Origin of the sequence: Amycolatopsis mongoliensis (assembly GCF_030285665.1) — a bacterium.
Classification (GTDB): Bacteria; Actinomycetota; Actinomycetes; order Mycobacteriales; family Pseudonocardiaceae; genus Amycolatopsis; species Amycolatopsis mongoliensis.
This window is the reverse complement of sequence record NZ_CP127295.1, coordinates 6905867-6928846: the sequence shown is the minus strand read 5'-3', so window position 1 is coordinate 6928846 and position 22980 is coordinate 6905867. Positions and strand designations below refer to the sequence as shown.

The following is a 22980-nucleotide window of genomic DNA, read 5'->3' as shown; positions in this document are numbered from 1 at the left end:
CGTCAGAAAGGTCGCGGAGTGGGCAACCCGCTGGTCGCGGAGACCAAGGACTCGACCAAGGCGTACTCGGGTGTGTCGCTGCTGGAGTCGGCGAACGACCTGAAGTCGGCGATCGAAAGCGGCGACTGGGCCTCGGTCGCGCTCGGCGCCGTCGGCACCGCGCTGGACGCCCTGTCGATGGCGATGGACCCGTTCGGCGCGATCCTCGCCGCCGGCGTCGGCTGGTTGATCGAGCACGTCGGCCCGCTCAAGGAAGCCCTCAACGGCCTGACCGGCAACGCCGACGAGATCGCCGCCCAGTCGGAGACCTGGAAGAACATCGCCACCGAACTGGGCAGCGTCGGCGAAGACCTGACCGGCATGGTCAAGACCGACACCGCGTCGTGGACCGGGAACGGCGGAGACAGCTACCGGCAGCGCGCACAGGACACCGTGACACTGCTGGAGACCGCGCAAAAGGGCTGCGAAGGCGCCTCCAGCGGCGTCAAAACCGCCGGTGAAGTCGTCGCGGCGGTCCGCGCGCTGGTCCGCGACATCATCGCCGAACTCATCGGCCACCTGATCAGCTGGGCACTGCAGGTCGTCTTCACCCTCGGCATCGGCCTGACCTGGGTCGTGCCCCAGGTCATCAACGCGGTCGCCAAAACGGCGTCGAAGATCGCCGACCTGGTCAAGCGGCTGGTCACCGCCCTGAAAGCACTCATCCCGCTGCTCAAACGAGCCGGTGACCTGTTCTCCGACGCCGCCAAGGCACTCAAGAACATCAAACCGGGCAAGGCCGCGCCGCCGCCGAAGAGCATCGACATCAAGGGCAACCCCAAGGGCCTCGACGGGCCCAAGGGCAAGGGCGGGCCGGACGCCCCGCCGCCGAAGACCGACCCACCGCCCACGCCCAAGGGCGGGGACAGCACCACACCTTCGGGAGCGAAGGGCGACTCGACCACACCCTCCGGCGACCACACCCCGCCCCCGAAGAGCGACCCGCCACCCAAGACCGACCCGCCGGCGGACCCGCCGCCGCCGAAGGTCGAGGCGCCGCCCGGGGGCACCCCGAAGGGCGCGCCCGACGGCGGGGGCACGCCGAAGGGCGGCCCCAAGGGGGACGGCCCGCGCGACCGCGCCCTGCCGTCGGACTCGAAGACCTACTGCGGGGACCCGGTGGACATCGCCACCGGCGAGGTCGTGATGACCCAGGTCGACCTGACCCTGCCGAGCGAGGCGGGCGACCTGGAGCTGTCCCGCACCCACCTGTCGGCCTACCGCGCGGGCCGCTGGTTCGGCCGGTCCTGGGCCTCCACCCTGGACCAGCGGCTGGAGGTCGGCCCCGAGCACGTCCGGTTCCACGCCGAGGACGGCATGGTCCTCGTCTACCCGGTGCCCGCCGGCGGACCCGTGCTGCCGCTGGAAGGCCCGCGCCACCCGCTGCACCGCTCCCCCGGCGGCTACCGGCTCTCCACCGGCGAGCGTGAACTGCACTTCACCGGCAACGGCCGGATCGCGGCGCTCACGGCGATCGAGCAGAACGGCAGCCGCACCGAGATCGCCTACGCCGCGGACGGCACGCCCACCGCGCTGCGCCGCGACGACGGCGTCGAGATCCGGATCGGCACCGCCGAGGGCCGGGTGGTCGCCCTGGGCGCGCCCGACGCCGCGCCGCTGGTCCGGTTCGGCTACAACCGGCTGGGCCAGCTGACCACCGTCGCGGACTTCGCGGGCCGCCCGATGACGCTGGACTACGACTTCGAGCACCGGCTCGTCGGCTGGCAGGACCGCGCCGGCACCTGGTACCGCTACGTCTACGACGCCGCCGGCCGCTGCGTGCGCACCGTCGGGGCGAACGGCTTCTACAACGCGACGTTCGCCTACGAGCCCGGCGCCACCCGGCACACCGACGCGCTCGGCCACACCTGGACCTACCGGCTCAACGACGCCGGGCAGCTCGTCGAACGGATCGACCCGCTGGGCGGCTCCCGGCGCTACACCTGGAGCCGCTACGACCAACTGCTGTCCCAAGTGGACGAACTGGGCCGCGAAACCCGGTACGACTACCGCGACGGCGAGCTCGCCACCGTCATCCGCCCCGACGGGTCCGTGGTCCGGACGGCACCCGCGGCCGAGGGCGAGGTGCGGCTGCAGGTGGGCGACGGCGACGCCGCCGTCCACCGGGTGGTGCCCGCGGCCGACCCGTTCACCGTCCTGCCCGGTGCCGCGGGGGCGGGCGATCCGGCAGCCGCGCCCGACCCGCTCGCCGACGCACCGGCGACCGACGGGCGCCCCGGGGACCGCGACGTGTTCGGCCGGCCGCAGCTCGTGCACACCGCCTCCGGCGGCGCGGTCCGGCTGGGCTGGACGGCCGAGGGCCGCCGCGCCTGGCGGATCGGCCCGCACGGCGACCGGGAAACCTGGCTGCACGACGCGGAAGGGCAGGTCGTCGAGTACCGCGACGCGGCAGGCGGCGTGCGGCGCCGCCAGTACGGGCCGTTCGGGCTCGCCGTGGCCGACATCGACGCGGCGGGCGCGCGGACGACCTACGGCTACGACACCGAACTGCGGCTCACCGCGGTGACGAACCCGCGGGGCCTCACCTGGCGCTACACCTACGACCCGGCGGGGCGTCTGGTCGAGGAGACCGACTACGACGGCCGCCGGCTCACCTACGCCTACGACGAGGCCGGGCAGCTGCGGCGCATGACCAACGGCCTCGGCGAACCCACCGAGTTCGCCTACGACCTCCTCGGCAACGTCGTCGAACGGCGGACGGCCGAGGACGTCACCCGCTACGCCTACGACGCCCTGGGCCGGCTGGCCCTCGCCGAGAACGCCGAGTCCCGCCTGGAGATCGTCCGGGACGGGCGCGGCCGGGTGATCGCCGAGACGATCAACGGGCTCGGCGTGGCCTGGAGCTACGAAGGAACGCTCCTGCGCCGCCGCACCTCGTCCGGTGTGGACAGTGCATGGACCTTCGACGACGCGGGCCTGCCGCGCTCGCTGCGGATCGCCGGGCACGACGTCGGGTTCGAGCACGACGCGGCCGGGCGCGAGGTCGCCCGCGGCGTCGACGGGACGGTGCTGCTCCGGCGGCGGTTCGACGCGGAGGACCGGCTCGCCGAGGAGGAGATCGCCGGCGTCGGGCAGCGCACCTACGGCTACCGGCCCGACGGCAGGCTCGCCGCGGTCGGGGACACCTGGCGGCTGGAGTTCGACCCCGCGGGCCGGGTCGGCGAGGCGCGCGGACCCGGCGGGGTCGAGCGGTTCGCCCGCGACGCCGCGGGCAGTGTCACCTCGGCCGACTCGCCGTCGCTGCCGGGTCCGCGGACCTACCGCGGGAACACGCTGGTCTCGGCGGGCGGCACCCGATACACCGGCGACGCGCAGGGCCGGGTCACCGGCCGGCACCGCGGCGAGCGGTCCTGGACCTACTCGTGGGACCAGCTGGACCGGATGCGCGGCGTGCGGACCCCGGACGGCGCGCGCTGGACGTACCACTACGACCCGCTGGGCCGCCGGTTCGCCAAGCGGCGCTGGGTCACCGGCGCCGACGGCGAACCCGAGCTCGCCGCCGACACGCGGTTCCTCTGGAGCGGCTTCGATCTCGTGGAGCGCGTCGAGTCCGGCGCGGACGGATCGCGCCGGATCCTCACCTGGGAGCGCCATCCCGCCGACGGCCGCCCGGTCGTGCAGGTCGAGCGCACCGCGTCCGAGGAACGGTTCCACTGCGTGATCACCTCGCCCGCGGGCACGCCGACCGAGCTGCTGGACGCGCGGGGCGCGCTGGTCTGGCGGGACCGCAGCAGCTTCTGGGGCGCGCCGCTGCCCGGTGCCGACGGGGCGGCCGTCCCGCTGGCGTTCCCCGGGCAGCACCGCGACGAGGAAACCGGGCTGCACTACAACGTGTTCCGCTACTACGACCCGGAAACCGCGCGGTACCTCAGCCAGGACCCGCTCGGGCTCGCCGCCGCGCCCGACCCCGTCGGCTACGTCACCGAACCGCTGCTCACCGGCGACCCGCTCGGGCTCGTGGGCACGTGCGGCAAGACCGGCGGGCCCTCGAGCACGAAGCGGCCCCGCCCGGACGACTTCGACCAGCACCCGGACCTCAAGCCGCCACCGGCGAAGAAGCCCGACCTCGGCGTCGACGTGAACCGCATGACGCGCGAGGAGTGGGAGAAGTTCAAGCCCGACCTGGACCAGATGATGCGCGCCGACAAGCACTTCTTCTGGTCCGGCGGGTACAAGCAGGGCCACGGCGCGCCGGACGACCCGTACCTGGGCTCGATCGAGTTCAAGGCGAACTCGGTCGCCAAGCAGCACGGCGGCAACACCCTCGAGGGTCTCGTCGCCGACAACCACCTGAAGATGCCCGGCTGGGTCGACGACAAGATGATGAAGGACCCGGGCAAGGGGTACTGGTCGCACGGCGACCACGGCACGTCCAACCTCGACCAGAAGAACTTCGTCAAGGAGAAGTGGGACCACGCGTCGGAAACGTTCGCGAAGAACTCGACGCCGGACACCCACGTCGTCTTCCCGGACAAGCCCGGGAGGGAGACCAGCACCGGGATCCCGAACCCGAACGGCGACATCTACCCCTACCGCCGGCCCGACAACATCTTCGACAAGATCGAGTACCCGAAGCTGGAGCAGAACGGCATCAAGGTCACCGAGCACAACGCCGAGACCGGCGGGACGCGCCCGTACCAGAAGCCCTGACCGGCCAAGGCGCCTGCACGGTCAGGAGCAACAGCCCTCTGGCTGGGCAGCCGGTCCCGCTTCCGCGTCCGAAGTGCAGCAAGTCGCCGGCGTGGCGGCGCTGTCGGCACCGAAGGTCGCGGAGTCGGCCTTGACCGTGTAGACCTCCCAGGGCTCCTGCCCCGGGCCGTGCACCCACACCTTGTCCTGCACCGCGTAGCAGCAGGTGGTGTCGTCCTCGGTCAAGGTCTCGAGGCCCTCGCCCGTCAGGCGCTTGCTCGCCGCGCTGACCTGGCTGGTGGACTCGACCTCGACGCCGAGGTGGTCCATGACGGTGGCCTGGCCGGGCTCGCCCTCCAGGAGCACGAGCTTGAGCGCGGGTTCGGCGATGGCGAAGTTGGCGTAGCCGGGCCGGCGCTTGGCCGGTTCGGTACCGAACAGCTTCGAGTAGAAGTCGATCGAGCCTTCGAGGTCCCCGACCCGCAGGGCCAGCTGTACCCGTGACATCCCATCCTCCTTGAATAGATGTCTGTCTAAGTAGATTGCCCTCTGAATAGATACTTGTCAAGATAGAGGTATGTCGAAACAGCTTCCGGTCGTCGCGCTGGACGCCTGCTGCTCCCCTCTGGCCCACGAGCCGCTGAACGAAGACCAGGCCGTCGAGCTGTCGAAGCTGTTCAAGGCGATGGCCGACCCGGTCCGGCTGCGGTTGCTGTCGTTGATCGCGTCCCACGCCGGGGGCGAGGCGTGCGTGTGCGACCTGACCGACGCGTTCGACCTGACCGGCCCGACGATCTCCCACCACCTGAAGGTGCTGCGCGAGTCCGGCCTGATCACCGGTGAGCGCCGCGGGACGTGGGTGTACTACCGCATCCACCCCGAGGTGCTGGCCCGGCTGTCGGCGGTGCTGGTCCCCGGCGACGCGATCGTCCCCGCATGAGCGCCCGCGTCGTCGGCGGCCTGTCCCCTTCGGACCGGCTCCTGCCGGTGTGGATCGCGGCCGCGATGACCGCCGGGCTGCTGGCCGGCCGCTGGGTGCCCGGGCTGAACACCGCGTTGTCCGCGGTGCAGGTCGACGGGATCTCGTTGCCCATCGCCCCCGCGCGGCACCGCCCGGCTCTACCGGGTCAACCAGCGGTGCGTGTCGTGCTCCCCGACCGCCGCCGACGTCGTCATGGGCCGCGCTGTCCGGCAGTTCGCCGACGTCTCCTGCGAGGCCGCCCGGTGAACCCCGACCGCGACGCCGTCCGCGCCCGCTACGCCACTGCCGCCCGGCGAGCCCTCGCCGGGGAGGAAACCGGCCTGCGCACCGACGCCGACCGGCTCGGTACCGCCCACTACGCCGGCGAGGAGATCCCGGCGGAGGTGGCCGCGACCAGCCTCGGGTGCGGCAACCCGCTGGCCGTCGCCGACCTGCGCCCCGGTGAGACCGTGCTCGACCTCGGTTCCGGCGGCGGCCTCGACGTCCTGCTCTCCGCCCGCCGCGTCGGCCCCACCGGGCGCGCCATCGGCCTCGACATGACCGACGACATGCTCGTCCTCGCCCGCCGGCACGCCGAGCGGGCCGGCGTGCGCAACGCCGAGTTCGTCAAGGGCACGATCGAGGACGTCCCGCTGCCGGACGCCTCGGCCGACGTCGTCATCTCCGACTGCGTCATCGCGCTCTCGTCCGACAAGCCCGCCGTGTTCGCGGAGATCGCCCGTGTGCTGCGCCCCGGCGGCCGCCTCGGCATCACCGACATCCTGGCCGACGACACCCTGACCGACGCCGAAGGCGCGGTCCGCACCGGCGCGGTCGAATGCCTCGGCGGCGCGCTCACCGCCGGCCGCTACCGGGAACTCCTGCGCGATGCCGGGTTCGTCGGCGTGGACGTGCGCGTCACCCACGAAGCGGGCGACCGGCTCCATTCGGCGATCATCCGCGCCACCCGGCCCTGATCGGGCGGGCACGCGGGTGGCGGGGCTGTCGGATCCGGCGCCGTGGTCCTAGCGTGGAGGGTACCGGGACCGCACTGCCGCTCGCCCGAGGAGAGACGATGCTGGGCACGCTCGACTTCGAGGTCGCCTCGCAGCCGCGCTACACACTGGTCACCGTGACCGGGGGGCTGCACCTGGGCAGCTACCGGCGCCTGCGCGACGGTCTCCTGGAGGTCGCGGCGGACGAGCCGGAAGCCGTGATCGCCGGTATCGACGGCCTCGACCTCGACGCCGTCGCGCCGGTGGGTGTGTTCGGGCTGGTCGCCCGGCGGCTCGGGACCTGGCCGGGGATCCCGTTCGCGCTGGCCGGCACCGCGAGCCGGACCCAGGCGCTGCGCGAAAACGGGATCCACCGCCAGGTCGCGATCGGCGAGGACGTCGGCAGTGCCGAACGCGCGCTGTGCAAACCTTCGCGGCGGCAGGCCGAACTGGTCCTCCCCCGCGGTCCCGAAGCGTCCGCGATGGCGCGGGCGGCCGTGCGCGAGGCCTGCGCGCAGTGGGAAGTCCCGCAGTTCGTCTACGACGGCATCCTCGTCGCCGGCGAGCTCGCGACCAACGCGGCCCAGCACACCACCTCCACGGCCACGCTGCGGCTGGACCTGCGGCGCGGACGGCTGACCATCGCGGTCCTCGACGACGATCCCCGCCCGGCCGTGCTGCTCCCCCGGCCGCGACCGGGCGCCGCCGGCCTGGGCTTGCACATCGTGGCGCGCTCGGCGGAAAAGTGGGGCTGCAGCTCCCGGTGGTCCGGCGGCAAGGTCGTCTGGGCCGTCCTCACCAGCGAGCGGCGCTGCGGCGAGCCGGGCTGAGCCGGTCGCGGCAGCGCGGCCGATGCGTCCGGGCGACCCGCACCGGCCACCCTTGCCACCGGGTGTGCCACGTTGCAAACTGGGCGGGCCCGTTGTCGTGCGTTCCCCGATCCGTCCCCGCCCCGGAGGTCAAGGGTGACCGACTTCGATCGACGTGCCGTGCTGCGCAGCCTCACCGCGCTGGGGGTGACCGGCGTGACGGCGAGCCTGTTCGCCGGGACCGCCGAAGCGGCCGCCCCGAGCCCCCTGGACCTGAAGTTCACCGTCGAAGAGCAGTTCCGGCCGTTCGACCTGATCGCGCCGAAGTTCGTCCAGGTCGACACGAGGGCCCGGCCCGGCACGCTCGTCAAGACCGGTGTGCGGCCGAAGGCGCCCTACGGGACGGTGACCGTCGAGGTGCCGGAGGAAAGCGCTTTCGTCGTCGCCGGGCTGGCCGGGGACGAGGTCTCGGTGCTCGGCACCTACGACGCCGCCGCGGGACAGGCGGGCATCGAGATCACCACGCCGGCCGGCACCACGGTGGTCAAGACCGCGCCGGCGGCCCTGCGGGCGCCGTTCGGGTTCGCCGTGGTGGTCAACGAAAACGCGGTCACGGTGCTGGCCGGCACCGGATCGGGCTGGCGGCCGCTGCTGACCGAGCGCGACCGGGTCCGCGCCCTGATCGACCTCCGCGATCCCGCCGTGCTGGGCAAGCTCGGGTACGCCTACGGCAGCCGCGGCCCGGCGCGGCTGGGCCGGGTGCGGGCCGGCTACTTCGGCCAGGCCGGCGTCCGCGACCCCCACGTCGTCCAGTACGCCGACGGCCGGCCGTACATCCGCGACGGCAAGCTCTACCTGACCATGACCAACGCCGGGCTCGGCTTCTTCCAGCAGGCGCACTGGGCGGTGTGGACGCTCGACCTCGCCGACCCGTCGAAGCTGGAGCAGGTGGCCGCCCTGTTCTTCACCCGCGACGGCGTCGTGCTCGGCGACCACGCGGGCCAGATCGTCCGCGACGACGAGCACGACCGCTTCATCCTGCTCATGAGCTCCTGGGGCGACTTCGCCTTCACCGGCGTCCACGTGCGCCACACCACGACCCGCGCCGACGTGCTGTCGGGCGTGCACGTCCTGCCCACCGCCCGGCTTCCGCTGCCCACGACGGTGAGTTCGTGGGACCCGGCGCTGACGAAGATCGACGGCCGCTGGCACATCGGGTTCGTCGAAAGCCCGGCGCAGCAACCCGCGTTCCTGTTCCACCCCGCGCTGGCGGCCGCTCCCCGCGGCGCCGACTACGACCACGGCCTGACGCTGCTGGGCGCGGACCTGTCGGTCAGCCAGACCGAAGGCACCATCCTGCAACGGGTGGGCGGCCGGTGGTACCTGTTCGCCAGCGACGGCAACGCGCGCGAGTACCCGGTCTACGACCTGCGGCTGCGCAAGCTGGGCACGCTGAACGCACCGTACGGCACCAACATCCCGCACCCGATGCTGGTGCGGATCGGCGGCCGCTGGTGGCTCCCCACCTTCGACGGCACCCAGTACGCCGAAGACGTCCTCGGCTACGGCGGTCACGGCGACTTCATCCTGATGCGGGCGTGAATCCGCGGCCCGGCGCCTCCAGACCCGGCTCAGCGTCGTCGGGGGTGCCGCCGGAGCCGATCTCCACGCACCCGGTGTACCTGCTGCCGGGCGGTCCTCACGCTCCCGTGACCACCCCGGTCAGCGCAGCCGCCGCCAGGCTTCGCGGCGCCTGCGCTGGGCCTCCGGGTCCGCCACCGGCGCCGCCGACAGCAGCCGCTGCGTGTACGGGTGGGCCGGTGCCGTGAGCACCTCCTTCGTCGGGCCCTGCTCGACGACGTGCCCGCGGTGCATCACCGCCACCCGGTCGGCCAGCTGCTCGATCACCGCCAGGTCGTGGCTGATGAACAGGCACGCGAACCCGAACTCGTGGCGCAGGTCGCGGAGCAGGTCGAGGATCTTCGCCTGGATGGTGACGTCGAGCGCGCTCGTCGGCTCGTCGGCCACCAGCAGGTCCGGACGCAGCGCCAGGGCCCGCGCGATGCACACACGCTGACGCTGGCCCCCCGACAACTCGTGGGGGTACCGCCCGGCCAGCGACGGCGAGAGCTGAACCGCCGACAGCAGCTCCGCCACCCGACCGTCCACTTCGGACGGACGGACGGCCTTGTGCAGCCGCAGCGGGGTCGCGACGCTCTCCCCCACCGTCGTCCGCGGGTTGAGCGAGGACAGCGGGTCCTGGAACACGACACCGACCCGGCGCCGCAACGCCTTCGCCGCCCGGCCGCGCACGCGGGTGATGTCCGTGTCTCCGATGTGGACGGACCCCGCCGTGGGCGCGAGCAGCCCGGTGACGGCGCGGGCGACGGTGCTCTTGCCCGACCCGGACTCCCCGACGAGCCCGAGCACCTCCCCCGCGTCGACGTGCAGGTTGACCCCGTCGGCGGCGCGGACGGCGATCGCGCGGAACCGGCCGCGGTAGGTCACCGACATCTCCGCCACGCGCAGCAGCGGCGCCTCGGCGGGAACGTCCGGGACCGACGCCGAGGCGGGGTGCTCCGCGGCCGCGACGTGGGCCGGGCCCACCTCGATGTCCGCGGACAGCGCCCGTTCGAGGCCCGTGTTCGCCGTGCCGGACAGTGAGACGACCGAGCCGAGCAGCTGTCGCGTGTAGTCCTCGGCGGGCGCGGAGAAGATCTCGCCGGCCGTGCCCTGCTCGACGACGAGCCCGTCGTGCATCACCACCACGCGGTCGGCCAGGTCGGCGACCACGCCCATGTCGTGCGTGATCAGCAGGACCGCCGTGCCCAGCCGCGAGCGCAGGTCTCGCAGCAGCTCGAGGATCTCCGCCTGCACGGTGACGTCCAGGGCCGTGGTCGGCTCGTCGGCGATCAGCAGCTTCGGCTCGTTCGCCACCGCCATCGCGATCACGACGCGCTGCAGCTGCCCGCCGGACAGCTCGTGCGGGTAGGACCGGAGGCGCTCGCGGGGCGTGGGCAGCCCGACCAGGCCGAGCAGCTCGACGGCGCGGTCCCGGGCCGCGGCGGCCGACAGCTCCCGGTGTGTCCGGATCGCTTCGACGAGCTGGTCGCCGACGGTGAACACCGGGTTCAGCGCGCTCATCGGCTCCTGGAACACCATGCCGACCTCGCCGCCGCGGACCGCGCGCAGCTCGGCCGGGGTCATCGCGTAGAGGTCCCGCCCGGCCAGCTCCGCGCGCCCGGTCACCTTCGCCGTGGGCGGGAGCAGGCCGAGCAGGGACATCGCGGTGACTGTCTTGCCGGAGCCGGACTCCCCGACCACCGCGACGACTTCGCCCGCGCGGACCTCGTAGCCGACCCCGCGGACGGCTTCGACGTCCCCGAACGAGACCGCGACGTCGTGCAGCCGCAGGAGCCCGGCTCCGGTCACTGGACGATCCCGAACTTGCGGTAGTCGACGTAGGCCGGGAACCGGCCGATCTGGACGTCGCCCACGGCCGACCCGTGCAGGAACGAGTTGCGGGTGTAGATCAGCGGCACGACGGGCGAGTCGGCGAGGATCTTCTTGTCCAGCGCCGCCCACTTCTTGCCGGCCTCGGCCGGGTCGACGGTGGCCTGCGCCTCCGCGATCAGCTTGTCGACGTCGGGGTTGTTGTAGCGGGATTCGTTGTACCCGCCGTTGCCGATCTCGGTCGACTGGAACAGCGGCTGGATGTTCGCGTTGGCCGACGGGATGTCCGGCTGCCACGAGGTGAGCGTCAGGTCGTAGTCCGACAGGCCCTTGGTGTCCACTTCGGACGTGTAGGTGTCCTCGTCGAGCGGCTTGATGGTGACCTTGATGTTCGCCCGCGCCAGGGCGGCCTGGATCGCCGCGGCCTTCTCCGGGTAGCCGTTCTCGTTGTGCGTGGCCAGGACCAGCCCGTCGAGGCCGTTCGGGAAGCCCGCCTCGGCCAGCAGCTGCTTGGCCTTCGCCGGGTCACCCGACGGCGGCGCCGGGTAGAGGTCGTACTGCTCGCGGCCCTGCAGGCCGGGGGTGATCAGCGTCGTGGCGACGTCGCCGGCGAGCTGGGCGCTGCCCGCGCTCGCGACCTGGTAGGCGGCCTTGTCCACGGCGTACTGGAACGCCTGGCGCACCTCGGGGTTGGTCAGGGTGCCGCGCTGGGTGTTGAGCGAAAGATACGCCAGCGCACCGGATTCCGACGTCACGAGCCGCGCCTTCGCCGACGCGTTGCCCTGGATCTGGGCCAGCTGGGCGGGCGAGGCGAACGACATCCCGAAGGCGTTGCGGTCCTTGCCGGTGTCGTCGATCAGCCGCTTGGAGATGACGCTGGTGTCCTGGCCGAGCTCGAAGTCGATGGTGTCGGCGTACGCCTTGCGCGTGGTGTCCTCGTCCCGGCTCCAGTTCGGGTTGCGGACCAGCTTCGCGGACTTGCCGCGCTCGTAGCTCTGCAGCTGGTACGGACCCGAGGCGACCGGGTGGTCGTTGTAGTTCGCCTCGGCGCCCTTGCCCTTGGGCACCGGCGAGAACGCGGGCGTGCTCGCGACCCAGTTCCAGTCACCGTAGGGACGCGCGAGGTGGAAGACGATCGTCTTCGCGTCGGGCGTCTGGATGGTGTCGAGCTCCTTGCCGCCGTCGAACGGGCCCTTGTACGCCAGGCCCGGCGAGAGCAGGTCCTTGTGGTAGGCCAGGCCGCCGGAGAACGCGGGCGCGAACGAGCGCTCCAGGCCCCACTTGACGTCCTCGCTCTTGATCGGCGTGCCGTCGGCGTACTTGAGGTTGTCCTTGAGGGTGAACGTCCAGGTCTTGCCGCCGTCGCTCGGCCGGCCGGTGTCGGTGGCCAGGTCGGGCACGATCGTGGTGTCCTTGCCCGGCGCGACGTCCCACGACGTCAGCCGCCGGTGGATCAGCCCGAGCGTGGTGACGACGAGGTTGGAGCTCTTCGCCGGGTCCCAGGTGATCGACGGCGCGTCGTTGAGCAGGACGAGGTTCCCGCCCGGCTTGACGGTGCCGCCCTGGGAGGCCGGTGTGTCGTTGGCGCCGCACGCCGTCAGCAGCATGACGGCGGCCGTCACCCCCGCGGCAAGCCAGTGTCCCCGTTTCATCGTTACCCCTTCAGACGAGGCGGGCTCGCGGATCGAGCGCGCCGTAGCAGAGATCGACCAGGAAGTTCAGGACCGTGACCAGCAGCGCGGAGAACAGCGTCACGCCGAGGAGCACCGGCAGGTTGAGCGACGAGATCGCGTCGACGAGCAGCCGGCCGACCCCGGCCATGCCGAAGATCCGTTCGGTGATCACCGTCCCGGCCAGCAGCGAGCCGAGGTCGACGCCGAACACGGTGACCACCGGCAGCAGCACGTTGCGCAGCGCGTGCCGCCCCACCACCTTGCGCTCGGTGAGGCCTTTCGCCCACGCGGTGCGGATGTAGTCCTCGCCGAGGGTTTCGAGCATCTGGCCGCGGGTGAGCCGGGCGTAGATCGCCGCGTGCAGGAACGCCAGCACGAACCACGGCAGCACGAGGTGCCACGCCCACTGCGCGGGATCCTCGGTCAGCGGCACGTACCCGTTCTTCGGGACGACGTCGAGGGCGAACGCGAAGATCGTGATCCCGATCATCCCGGCCAGGTAGGCAGGCATGGACACGCCGGCCATCGCGGCGGCCATCGTGACCCGGTCGACGGCCGTGCCGCGGCGCAGCGCGGAAAGCACGCCGAGCCCGACGCCGGCGACGATCCAGATCGCGGCCGCGCCGAGCGCGACCGAGAAGCTGACCCCGACCCGGCTGCCGATCTCGCCGAGGACGTCGACGTTGTTCTGGAAGTCGTAGCCGAAGCACGGTGCGGTGCAGTGGATCGCGGCGGCACCGGTGCCGAACGTGCGGCCGCCGAAGATCCCGCCGAGGAAGTCGAGGAACTGCTGGTACCACGGCACGTCGTAGCCCATGAACTCCCGCGCCAGCGCGAGGCTCTCCGGCGAGCACGGGCGGCCGCACGCCATCCGCGCCGGGTCGGCGGGCAGGACGTAGAACACCACGAACGTCACGAAGGCGACGACGAGCAGGACCAGCAGCATCCCGGCGAAGCGGGTCGCGGCGAAGCGGGCGGTGCGCATCAGGCAGCACCCCCGGACCGCGGGTCGAGGGTGTCGCGGATCGCGTCACCGACGACGTTGAAGGCCAGGGTGACCAGGAACAGCAGCAGCCCGGGGAAGACCAGGTACATCGGGTCGGTCTCGAAGAAGTCGATGGCCGCGCTGATCGTGCGGCCCCAGCTCGGGGTGGGCGGCAGCACGCCGACGCCGAGGAACGACAGGGCCGCTTCGCTGCCGATCATCGACGGGATGGACAGGCTGGCGACGACGATGATCGGCGCCCACAGGTTGGGCAGCAGCTCCTTCGTGAACACGTGCCACGGCCCGCCGCCGACGGCCCGCGCCGCCGCGACGAAGTCGCGCTTGGCCAGCGTCAGGGCCTGGGCCCGGACGATGCGGGCGATGCGCGGCCAGCCGAAGAGCCCGAGGACGACGATCAGCGTGATCTGCCGCGGGAAGTCCACCGGCAGGACCGCGCCGAGCGCGATCATGAAGATCAGGTAGGGGAAGCCGAGGATGACGTCGGCGGTCCAGGTGACCACCCGGTCCCACCAGCCGCCGAGGTAGCCGGCGCTCACCCCGACCACGACGCCGAGCGCGGTGGCCAGCACGGTGGCGCCCAGCCCGACCAGCAGCGACGTCCGGGCGCCGTGCGCGACGAGCGCGAAGAGGTCGACGCCGGTCAGGGGCTCGACGCCGAACCAGTGCGCGCCGCTCACCCCGCCGAGCGTGCCCGCGGGCAGCCCGGTCGGGCCGAGCGTCGCGATGTCCGGCGTGAGGCTCTGCCCCTCGGCCAGGACGACCAGGTCGGCACCGGCGGCGAGCAGCACGATCAGGACGGCCAGCAGCGCGCAGGTGGACGTCCACCGCCCGGACCGGACGGCGCGCCACACGGCGGCGGGCAGGGAGCGCGCGGCGAGTGGCGAGAGGGAGGGGGCGGACACAGCACCTCAAGGTTCAGCCGATCGAGTGATGATCGGACCTTAAGGAGTTTTTCCCGTGATCGATCCACCGTCTCATCATGTGGACGGCAAGTAACGCGCAGGAGTGACCTTATGTCCGGTTGATCTCGGTTTTCGGCCAGGATGCGGACGCGTCAGGCGGGCACCCCCGACTGTCCGGCCGCGCTCCCCCGGAACCGCGTCAGGCGCAGGCTGTTCGAGACCACCAGGCAGCTCGACATCGCCATCGCCGCGCCCGCGATCATCGGGTTCAGCAGGCCCGCCGCGGCCAGCGGCAGCGCCGCCACGTTGTACGCCAGTGCCCAGAACAGGTTCGCCTTGATCGTCGCCAGGGTGCGGCGGCTCAGCCGGATCGCGTCCACCGCCGCGAGCAGGTCGCCGCGGACCAGGGTGAGGTCGCTCGCCTCGATCGCCGCGTCCGTGCCCGTGCCGATCGCCAGGCCCAGGTCCGCCGTCGCCAGCGCCGCCGCGTCGTTGACGCCGTCGCCGATCATCGCGACGACGCGGCCCTGGGCCTGCATCCCTTGGATCACTTCGACTTTCTGCTCCGGGGACACGCCGGCGATCACGTCGGTGATCCCGGCTTCGCGGGCGATCGCGCGCGCCACGGTGTCGTTGTCCCCGGTCAGCAGCACCGGGTTCAAGCCGAGCCGGCGCAGCTGGAACACCGCGGGCGCCGACGTCGGCTTGACGCTGTCCGCGACCACCAGCACCGCGTGCGCCAGCCCGTCCCAGGCGAGGATCACCGCCGTGTTCCCCTCCTGCTCGGCCCGTTCCTTCGCGCGCAGCAACGACTGCGGCAGCCGGACGTTCAGCCGCCGCAGCAGTTCGGGACGGCCGATGACGACGCGGTGGCCCTCGACGCGGCCGAGCACGCCGAACCCGGCCACCGTGCGGAACTCCCGCACCTGGCCCACCCAGCCGAACCGCTGGACGGCCGCGGCGGTGACGGCGACCGCGATCGGGTGCTCGGACGCGTTTTCCAGCGCCCCGGCCAGCTGGAGCGCGAGGTCGCGCGGGGTGCCGTCGTCGGTCCGGATCGCGGCCAGGCTCATCTTGCCCGTGGTCACCGTGCCGGTCTTGTCGAGCACGACGGTGTCGACCCGCCGGGTCGACTCCAGCATCTCCGGGCCTTTCACCAGCACGCCGAGCTGGGCACCGCGGCCGGTACCGACGAGCAGCGCGGTCGGCGTCGCCAAGCCCAGGGCGCACGGGCAGGCGATGATCAGCACGGCGACCGCGGCGGTGAACGCGGCCGCGGTCCCCGCGCCGGACACGAGCCAGAACACCAAGGTGGCCGAGGAAAGCGCCATCACCACCGGCACGAACACCGCCGAGACGCGGTCGGCGAGCCGCTGCACGTCCGCCTTGCCGCTCTGGGCCCGCTCCACCATGGCGGCGATCCGCGCCAGCCGGGTGTCGGCGCCGACGCGGGTGGCGCGCACGAGCAGCCGGCCGCTCATGGTCACCGTCGCGCCGACGACCTCGGCGCCCACCGTCACCTCGACGGGCACCGCTTCCCCGGTGACGAGGCTCAGGTCGACGGCCGACGTGCCGTCTTCGACCACGCCGTCCGTGGCGATCTTCTCGCCGGGGCGCACGACGAACCGGTCGCCGACGCGCAGTCCGTCGATCGGGATGCGTTCTTCGCGGCCGTCGCGCAGCACGGAGACGGACTTCGCGCCGAGGTCGAGCAACGCCCGCAAGGCGGCTCCGGCGCGTCGCCGCGACCGGGCTTCGAAGAACCGGCCGGCCAGGATGAACAGCGTGACGCCGGTGGCGACCTCGAAGTAGATCCCGTCGACGTCGTGGTCGGCGGCGAGGGTGAAGGCGAACTCGTGCCGCATCCCGATTTCACCCGCGCCGCCGAACAGCAGCGCGTACAGCGACCAGAGGCAGGCCGCGGCGACCCCGATCGAGACGAGGGTGTCCATCGTCGCCGTCCGGTGTTTCAGGTTCGCCCACGCCGCGCGGTGCAGCGGCCCCGCGCCCCACACCACGACCGGCGTGGCCAGCACCAGCGACACCCATTGCCAGGCCGGGAACTGCAGCACGGGCACCATCGCGAGCGCGATGACCGGCACCGTGAGGACGGCGGACCCGAGCAGCCGCCGCCGCACGGGATCGGCGACCGGTTCCGGCCGTTCCGGCGCCGGTGGCCGGGCGGTGTAGCCGGCGCTTTCGACCGCCGCGACGATGTCCTCGACCGTGAGCGACGCCGGGACCGAGACGGCGGCTTTCCCGGTGGCGTAGTTGACGGTTGCGCGGACGCCGTCGACGCGGTTGAGCTTGCGTTCGATCCGCGCGGCGCACGAGCCGCACGTCATGCCGCCGACCACCAGCTCCACCTCACGCGCGGGCCGCGGCGCGGCGATGGGCGCGGTGACCGGGTCGCGCAGGTACCCGCTGGTCATCGGACGAGCTGGTAGCCCGCGACCCGGACCGCGTTCTCGACGTGCTCGAGAACCAGGGCCGATTCACTGGTGACGACGACCCGGCCGGCCGGCACGTCGACGTCGACCGCCCGGACGCCGGGCAGCTCGCCGAGTTCTTCGCGGACCGAAGCCGCGCAGTGGCCGCAGGTCATCCCCGTCACAGCGTAAGTACTCTGAGTCATCGTCTCGCCTTCCGGCCGTGGCCTTCCCGAGATCGGGCAGTGGCCTTGCCGTAACAAGGTCGGCCGGCGGGCCCGGATGGTTCCCGGCGGATTCCGGGCAAGATCATCTTCAACCGTTCTCGCCCCGGAGCCGTATCAGCGGGTGTGAGGCCACTTCGTGCGGATGATGACGAGATCACGCGCTGGGCCCGGCTCGCCGGCCGCGGCGACCAGGTCGCTCTGGAACACTTCGTGCGCGCCACGCAGCCGCACGTCCGGCGGTTCGTGGCGAGCCTCGGCGACGCGCAGACCGCGGACGACCTCGTCCAGGAGACCTACCTGCGGGCGCTGGGGTCGTTGAGCCGGTTCAAGGGTGACTCGTCGGCGCGCACGTGGCTGCTCTCGATCGCCCGCCGCGCCGTCGCCGACCACATCCGCGCCGCCCGCTGCCGCCCGCGGTCGGTGTCCGCGGCCGACTGGCAGACGCTCTCCGCGCGCGACGAGCCGGCGACGCGGTCGCTGCTGGAGGAGCAGGTGGTCCTGGACCAGCTGGTCGGGGCGCTGGATCCGGAGCGGCGGGACGCGTTCGTGCTGACCCAGGCCCTCGGGTTGTCGTACGCGGACGCCGCCGAGGTGTGCGGGTGCCCGGTCGGCACGATCCGCTCGCGGGTCGCCCGTGCCCGCGACGACCTGCTCGCGGCGATGGCCGACGCACCTGGGCGCCGGCGCACCGCCGTCGGCTGATCCGCTGGAACCAAGCCGGGCACATGAGCGACTATCTACGCGTGGACTGCGCACTTTTCCGGGAATCGCTCTCGGCCGCGATGGACGGCGAGACCGGCCCGCTGCCCGAAGCCGAGGTGGACCGCCACCTGCAGGGCTGCGGCGCGTGCCAGGCCTGGCAGGACCAGGCCCGGCGGCTGCGCCGCTCGATGGTGCGCCAGGCCCCCGAGGTCCCCGACCTCACGGCCGCGATCCTCGCGACGGCGCCGCTGCCGTCCCGGGAGAAGTGGGGGGCGCGGGTCGCGCTGGCCCTGGTCGGGCTCGTCCAGTCCGGACTCGGGTTCGCCGAGTTCCTCCTGCCCGCGGACGCCCACGCCGCGCACTCCGGCGCGGTCCACCTGAGCAACGAAAGCGCGGCCTGGAACCTCGCACTGGGCATCGGGCTGCTGTGGGCGGCGCTGCGCCCCCGGACCGCCGGAGCGCAGTTGCCGCTGTTCGCCGGCTTCACGCTCGTGCTCGGGGTGACGTCCGTGATCGACGCGTCCGGCGGCCAGGTCGGCCCGGGCCGCCTGCTGACGCACGGGCTGCTGCTGGTCGGCCTGGTGCTGCTGGTGGTGGTCCACCGCGAACACCGGCGCCGCCCGGCACCGGCACCGCTGACCGCCGACGCCCTCGGCACGGACGACGAGGTGCGGCTCGCGGAGCACGCTGCGCCCGCACCGCTCGTGCCGGTCCGCAGCCGGTTCCCGCGACGGCCGGCCAGCCGCCACCGCGCAGCTTGAGAGCGGACTCCCGGACCCGACGCGCCTGCGCCAGCCAGCGGCCGATTCTGCCAAGACCGGCCAGCCAGCACCGCGCGGCTTGAGAGCAGATTTGGGGACAGCCCGCCTGCACCACCCCGCATCCGACGCTCGCTAAAGCTGGCCAGACGCCGGAGAACAGTCTCCCGGAACCCCAACGCGCCCGCACCAGCCAGCAGCCGACTCTCGCCAAGGCCGGTAACCGCCACCACGCAGTCTGAGAGCACACCCCCGAAACACGAAACTGCCTGCACGCCCCGCCCCGGTCAGCACCCCGCTTCCCCGCGCCGGGGCTGCTCAGCCAAACAGGCCAGGCGACGAACCGCCCGGCCAGCGGCCAGCTACCGCCCCCGGCGCAACCGCAGGGCAACCACGACCGCGGCGACCACAACCACCACGGCGACCAGGATCCACACCCACGCCGGCACACCGCCGCCGTCGCTGAGCGGGGCCGCGGCGAGCGGTGTGGCCGAGGTCGCCGCCGGAGCGGACGGCGAAACCGGGCTCGCCGTCGTCGGCACGGAGGCCGGCGCCGTGAGGGTGAAGTGGACCTCGCCGGTCACCTTGTCGCCGTCGTCCGAGATGACCTTGTAGGTCAGCGTGTACGCGCCCGCCGGGCCGGCCGGGAGGACCGCCGCCGTGATCACCGCGTCCGTCACCGACGAGGCGGAGACCGTCCACTTCGCACTGTCCGGGCCGGTCACCGCGATCGGGTCCGGTTGCAGCGTCACGGGTTCTTCGAAGGTGAGCTCGACCTTGCGGGGCGGGGCCGCCAGGCTGGCGCCGTCCGCGGGTGAGCTCGACTTCAGGGCGGTGTGCGCGGACGCCGGCCCGGCGAAGGCCAGCAGGCCGGTGAGCGCGAGCAGCGACGCGGCGAAGAGCCGGGCGATCTTCATGCGGTTCCCTCGGTCCGGTGGGCAGGAGAGATCACTCTAGTGTCGTCCGGGGCGGCGGGACCTGCGCCATGAGAGCCCAGCCCGTCCAGCCTCGGCCGCGATGCAGTGAATGACCCATTCACCTCGTCCGACGACATGAATGAGTCATTCATGTCGTCGGACCAGCCACCGCCACCGCGACCCTCTTCCTCGCGCCGGCCCGAGCTCACAGCATCGCGAGCAGCATCACGGTGGTGCCGAGGCCCATCAGGGCGTCGGCACCCCACCCGGCCGTCCGGACCGGCGGTGCGGCGGCGCGCGCCCCGTCGATCGCCCGCGCGAGGAACGCGACCCCGGCCAGGCAGAACGCGATCGCGAGCACCAGCGCGACGACCACGACGTCGGCCGGCACCCCGCCCCCGGCCGCCGGCAGCGGCATGGACATCCCCTCCATGCCCGGCATGTCCGTCGTCGACACCGCTCCGCTGCCCACCATGGCACGGGGCATGGCGAACACCATCCACGCCATCGCGGCCATCATCACGGCGTGGAACCCGGGCTGCCACCGGCCGTCGTGGCCGCCGTGCGCGGCACCCCGCGCGGTGGCCACGGCGAACCACACCGCGGCGAACCCGAACAGCGCCAGCTGCGGCAACCGGGCGAAGGCCATCGTGGCCGGCCACGCCATCGCCACCATGGCCGCGCACATCGCCGCGTGCAGCACGTCACCGAACCGGCTCGTCACCGGCCCCCGCCGGAAACACCGGTAGAGGCAGAAGAGCCCGATCCCGGCGAACACGATCGTCAGGATCCACCGCAGCCCGGTCGCTTCGATCACGACGCCACCTCCTGACGGCGGACCCCGGCGATCAGGTCCACGACGAGGAAACCCAGCAGGGACAAGCCGAACACCGGCAGGAAGTAGCCGACCACCGCGGTCACCACGAGCACGGGTGCGAGCACCCGGCCCGGGATCCGCCGCCAGGTTCCGCGTGCCGGCGGCCGTCCGGCGCGCGCGTCACCGCGGGTGGGGCGGCGCAGCCACCACATCCGGTACCCCCAGCCGATCACCGCGATCAGCCCGAGCGCCAGCACCGTGAGCAGGATCTGGTTGGCGACGCCGAACAGCAGGCCCATGTGCGCGTCGATCCCCCACCGCGCCAGCTTCGCCGCCGGCGAGTAGTCCGCGAACGGCAGCGTGTCGGTGATCCGCCCGGTCGCCGGGTCGACGGCCATCGAGTCCGCCTTCGTCGGCCAGTCGCGGCCGACCTGCTGGACGACATAGGCCTTTCCCGGCGCGGACGGCGGGCGGATCTCCACCGGGTCCGCCAGCCCGGCCGCCAGCGTCGCCGCGCGCACCGCGTCCACGCCGACGTCACGGGCCTGGGGCGCGGCGGCCGGAAGCGCGGTGGACACCGACGGCGTCGTCCAGTCCAGCCGGGAGCGCAGTTCGCTGATGCTCGTGCCCGCGTGTTCGGACCACGTCAGCCCGGTGGCCGACAGGAACAGCAACCCGGCCGCGATCACCAGCCCGGTGGTCCGGTGCCACGCCAGGACGCGTCCTCGCTTGCTCCGCGACGACTTCCGCTTCCCCAGCCACAGCGCGAGCCCGCCCAGCACGACCACCCAGAGCCAGCTGGCCGCCAGTTCGCTGTACCACCGGCCGAAATCGCCCAGGTGCAGGCTGCGGTGCAGGGTGTCGACCCAGCCGCGCACCGGCATCGCCTGCCCCGAGCCGTAGGTTTCCAGCTGCCCGCGCACGATCCCGGTGTGCGGGTCGACGAACACCGTCCAGTGGTAGCTGGGTTCGAGCCCGGGCCGGGTGAAGATCACCTGCGTCGAGTCGGCCGGCGTGGGCCCGGGCCGGATCCCGATGACCGTCCCGTCGGGCACGACGGCCCGGGCCACGGCGGCCTGCTGCTCCAGCGGCACGACCCCGGGCGCCACCGGGACGTGCAGCTCGTGGTCGTAGACAGCCTGCTCCAGCTGCGGCGTCCAGACGTAGGCCAGCCCCGTCACCGCGGCGACCAGCAGGAACGGCCCGATGAACACCCCGGCGTAGAAGTGCAGGCGCAGCACCAGCGGCCGGATCGCCGCCCAGGTGAGCCGCGGCGGCGCCGCCACCGGCTCGGCTGTGCGCTCGCCGCTCTGGTCGATCGACATCGAGCTCCTTCCCGTCCGCGGCGACCGCCGCTGCAGGAGAGGTCGGCTGAACACCGCGCACGGTTCCCGGGAATCCCGGAATCACCGTGCGTCAAGCCGTTCCACTCGCCGGGCGCGTTTCGCTTCTTCGCGCGCGGCACCGACAATCGCGGCCATGACGATCCAGCCGGACCGGCCCGAGGTGCTCGACGTGACCATCCGGATCGACCTCACGGGCTCACCCGGCGACGCCGGCTTTGTCGCCGAGCGGCTGGCGACCGCGCTCGACGGCCTGGCGAGCGTCGACGTCTTCCCGGCCCGGCCGCGCCCGAAGCTCGTGCCGGTCCCGCTGCTGCACGTCGAAACCGGCTCCCGGCGGGCGATCCTGCTGGGCAGGGACCTCGAGCTGACCCGGCTGGAGTTCGACCTGCTGCGCTTCCTCCGCGCGCACCCCGACCGGGTCTTCACCCGCACCGCCCTGAAGAGCGCGCTGTGGCCGCGCCAGGACGGCAACGACCGGACCGTCGACGTCCACGTGCGCAAGCTCCGCGCCAAGCTGGCGCCGCACCTGGACCCGATCACGACGGTCCGCGGGATCGGCTACCGCTTCGAAGGTTCGGCGCCGGTGGCACTGACCTGAAGCACTCGAGTCCTTTTCGGACTTCTCAGCCGATGATCCGCAGGAACTCCTCGCGTTCCCGGCGGGACAACGGCACGCTCGGCGTGTCGGCCACGGGTCGCGGGACCGGTACGGCCGAGCCGGGTTCGAACGGCGGGACCGGGGGCACCAGCACCCACCCGAAGCCGGTGAGCGCCCGTGCCAGCGCGTGGACCATCCGCTTCATCGTGCGCCCCTTCCGCCGTCAGGACATTCTCGGCTCCGCGGAGCCGCCGTCCCAGGGCGTCCACATCCTGAAAAGAGGGGCGCCTGCCTCGGGGTTATTTCTCGTGGAGCTCGATCGCGTTCCCCGAGGGGTCGGCGAGGAAGGACTGGCGGGCGGCACCGACGGGCACCGGATCGCTGACGTCGACCCCGGCGGCGCGCAGCCTCCGGACCTCCGCGTCCAGATCGTCCACGAGCACCGCGAAGTGCTGCCCCCGCGAGGGACCCGACGACCCTGCGATCAGGTGGAGCTGCTGGTCCCCGACGTCGAGCCAGGCACCGGGGCCGAGGGTGCCGGGGCGGTCGGCGGAGAGCCGGAAGCCGAGCGCCCGCGTGTAGAAGCCGATCGACTGGTCGAGGTCGTCGACGACGACCGCCACGTGGTGGATCGCTGCCATGCCCGGGTTTCCGCCCTTCCGGCCGCCGTGCCCCGGACGTTCCGGCGTTCGCGACGG

20 protein-coding genes are annotated in these 22980 nt (G+C 72.7%); 8 read left to right on the top strand and 12 right to left on the bottom strand.

Annotation, left to right across the window (positions count from 1 at the left end):
* Positions 1–18 precede the first annotated feature (18 nt).
* On the top strand, positions 19–4710 hold the full coding sequence (locus QRX60_RS33255; RefSeq protein ID WP_285995386.1) for a DUF6531 domain-containing protein: 4692 nt from the start codon (positions 19–21) through the stop codon (positions 4708–4710).
* A gap of 21 nt (positions 4711–4731) precedes the next feature.
* Here the strand turns inward: QRX60_RS33255 and QRX60_RS33250 are convergent, their stop codons facing one another.
* Positions 4732–5196, bottom strand: coding sequence for an ArsI/CadI family heavy metal resistance metalloenzyme (locus QRX60_RS33250; RefSeq protein WP_285995385.1), 465 nt, complete (start codon positions 5194–5196; stop codon positions 4732–4734).
* Between the two features lie 70 nt (positions 5197–5266).
* On the opposite strand from QRX60_RS33250, the gene QRX60_RS33245 reads away from it, so the two are divergent.
* From QRX60_RS33245 to QRX60_RS33230, 4 genes are all read left to right on the top strand, one after another.
* Positions 5267–5629 carry an ArsR/SmtB family transcription factor gene (locus QRX60_RS33245; protein WP_285995384.1) on the top strand — a complete coding sequence of 121 codons (363 nt, stop codon included), beginning with the start codon at positions 5267–5269 and terminating at the stop codon, positions 5627–5629.
* Complete coding sequence (locus QRX60_RS33240) at positions 5626–6627, top strand: methyltransferase domain-containing protein (RefSeq protein WP_285995383.1); 1002 nt, start codon at positions 5626–5628, stop codon at positions 6625–6627. The genes QRX60_RS33245 and QRX60_RS33240 overlap by 4 nt, the downstream gene beginning before the upstream one ends.
* Positions 6628–6725: 98 nt before the next feature.
* Positions 6726–7475, top strand: coding sequence for an ATP-binding protein (locus QRX60_RS33235; RefSeq protein WP_285995382.1), 750 nt, complete (start codon positions 6726–6728; stop codon positions 7473–7475).
* Positions 7476–7610: 135 nt separating this feature from the next.
* Positions 7611–9056 (top strand): hypothetical protein, encoded by a 1446-nt coding sequence (locus tag QRX60_RS33230; protein ID WP_285995381.1) that lies wholly within the window; start codon positions 7611–7613, stop codon positions 9054–9056.
* Positions 9057–9176: 120 nt separating this feature from the next.
* On the opposite strand, the gene QRX60_RS33225 is transcribed toward QRX60_RS33230, so the two are convergent.
* The 6 genes from QRX60_RS33225 to QRX60_RS33200 all read right to left on the bottom strand — a co-directional run bounded on the left by QRX60_RS33225 (position 9177) and on the right by QRX60_RS33200 (position 17123).
* The gene (locus QRX60_RS33225; protein ID WP_285995380.1) at positions 9177–10886 is read right to left on the bottom strand and encodes an ABC transporter ATP-binding protein; all 1710 of its coding nucleotides are present in this window, start codon (positions 10884–10886) and stop codon (positions 9177–9179) included.
* Positions 10883–12559 (bottom strand): ABC transporter substrate-binding protein, encoded by a 1677-nt coding sequence (locus QRX60_RS33220; protein ID WP_285995379.1) that lies wholly within the window; start codon positions 12557–12559, stop codon positions 10883–10885. The genes QRX60_RS33225 and QRX60_RS33220 overlap by 4 nt, the downstream gene beginning before the upstream one ends.
* 10 nt (positions 12560–12569) lie before the next feature.
* Positions 12570–13565: an ABC transporter permease gene (locus QRX60_RS33215; protein ID WP_285995378.1), complete on the bottom strand. Its 996-nt coding sequence runs from the start codon at positions 13563–13565 to the stop codon at positions 12570–12572.
* The gene (locus QRX60_RS33210; RefSeq protein ID WP_285995377.1) at positions 13565–14488 is read right to left on the bottom strand and encodes an ABC transporter permease; all 924 of its coding nucleotides are present in this window, start codon (positions 14486–14488) and stop codon (positions 13565–13567) included. The genes QRX60_RS33215 and QRX60_RS33210 overlap by 1 nt, the downstream gene beginning before the upstream one ends.
* 152 nt (positions 14489–14640) lie before the next feature.
* On the bottom strand, positions 14641–16920 hold the full coding sequence (locus tag QRX60_RS33205) for a heavy metal translocating P-type ATPase (RefSeq protein ID WP_408630153.1): 2280 nt from the start codon (positions 16918–16920) through the stop codon (positions 14641–14643).
* Complete coding sequence (locus QRX60_RS33200) at positions 16917–17123, bottom strand: heavy-metal-associated domain-containing protein (RefSeq protein ID WP_285995376.1); 207 nt, start codon at positions 17121–17123, stop codon at positions 16917–16919. The genes QRX60_RS33205 and QRX60_RS33200 overlap by 4 nt, the downstream gene beginning before the upstream one ends.
* A gap of 144 nt (positions 17124–17267) precedes the next feature.
* On the opposite strand from QRX60_RS33200, the gene QRX60_RS33195 reads away from it, so the two are divergent.
* Together QRX60_RS33195 and QRX60_RS33190 are read left to right on the top strand one after the other, a co-directional pair.
* Complete coding sequence (locus QRX60_RS33195; RefSeq protein ID WP_285995375.1) at positions 17268–17846, top strand: sigma-70 family RNA polymerase sigma factor; 579 nt, start codon at positions 17268–17270, stop codon at positions 17844–17846.
* 41 nt (positions 17847–17887) lie between these two features.
* Positions 17888–18607, top strand: coding sequence for a zf-HC2 domain-containing protein (locus QRX60_RS33190; RefSeq protein ID WP_285995374.1), 720 nt, complete (start codon positions 17888–17890; stop codon positions 18605–18607).
* Positions 18608–18966: 359 nt separating this feature from the next.
* Here the strand turns inward: QRX60_RS33190 and QRX60_RS33185 are convergent, their stop codons facing one another.
* From QRX60_RS33185 to QRX60_RS33175, 3 genes are all read right to left on the bottom strand, one after another.
* Positions 18967–19521 (bottom strand): copper resistance CopC family protein, encoded by a 555-nt coding sequence (locus tag QRX60_RS33185; RefSeq protein WP_285995373.1) that lies wholly within the window; start codon positions 19519–19521, stop codon positions 18967–18969.
* 205 nt (positions 19522–19726) lie between these two features.
* Positions 19727–20338 (bottom strand): DUF5134 domain-containing protein, encoded by a 612-nt coding sequence (locus tag QRX60_RS33180; protein ID WP_285995372.1) that lies wholly within the window; start codon positions 20336–20338, stop codon positions 19727–19729.
* Entirely contained in the window at positions 20335–21663 is a 1329-nt protein-coding gene (locus QRX60_RS33175; RefSeq protein WP_285995371.1) for a PepSY-associated TM helix domain-containing protein, read from the bottom strand. The genes QRX60_RS33180 and QRX60_RS33175 overlap by 4 nt, the downstream gene beginning before the upstream one ends.
* A 154-nt stretch (positions 21664–21817) precedes the next feature.
* On the opposite strand from QRX60_RS33175, the gene QRX60_RS33170 reads away from it, so the two are divergent.
* Positions 21818–22282, top strand: a complete 465-nt coding sequence (locus QRX60_RS33170; RefSeq protein ID WP_285995370.1) for a winged helix-turn-helix domain-containing protein — start codon at positions 21818–21820, stop codon at positions 22280–22282.
* A gap of 25 nt (positions 22283–22307) precedes the next feature.
* On the opposite strand, the gene QRX60_RS33165 is transcribed toward QRX60_RS33170, so the two are convergent.
* Both QRX60_RS33165 and QRX60_RS33160 read right to left on the bottom strand, forming a co-directional pair.
* Positions 22308–22487 carry a hypothetical protein gene (locus QRX60_RS33165; RefSeq protein WP_285995369.1) on the bottom strand — a complete coding sequence of 60 codons (180 nt, stop codon included), beginning with the start codon at positions 22485–22487 and terminating at the stop codon, positions 22308–22310.
* Between the two features lie 94 nt (positions 22488–22581).
* Entirely contained in the window at positions 22582–22923 is a 342-nt protein-coding gene (locus QRX60_RS33160) for a VOC family protein (protein WP_285995368.1), read from the bottom strand.
* Between the last annotated feature and the right edge of the window lie 57 nt (positions 22924–22980).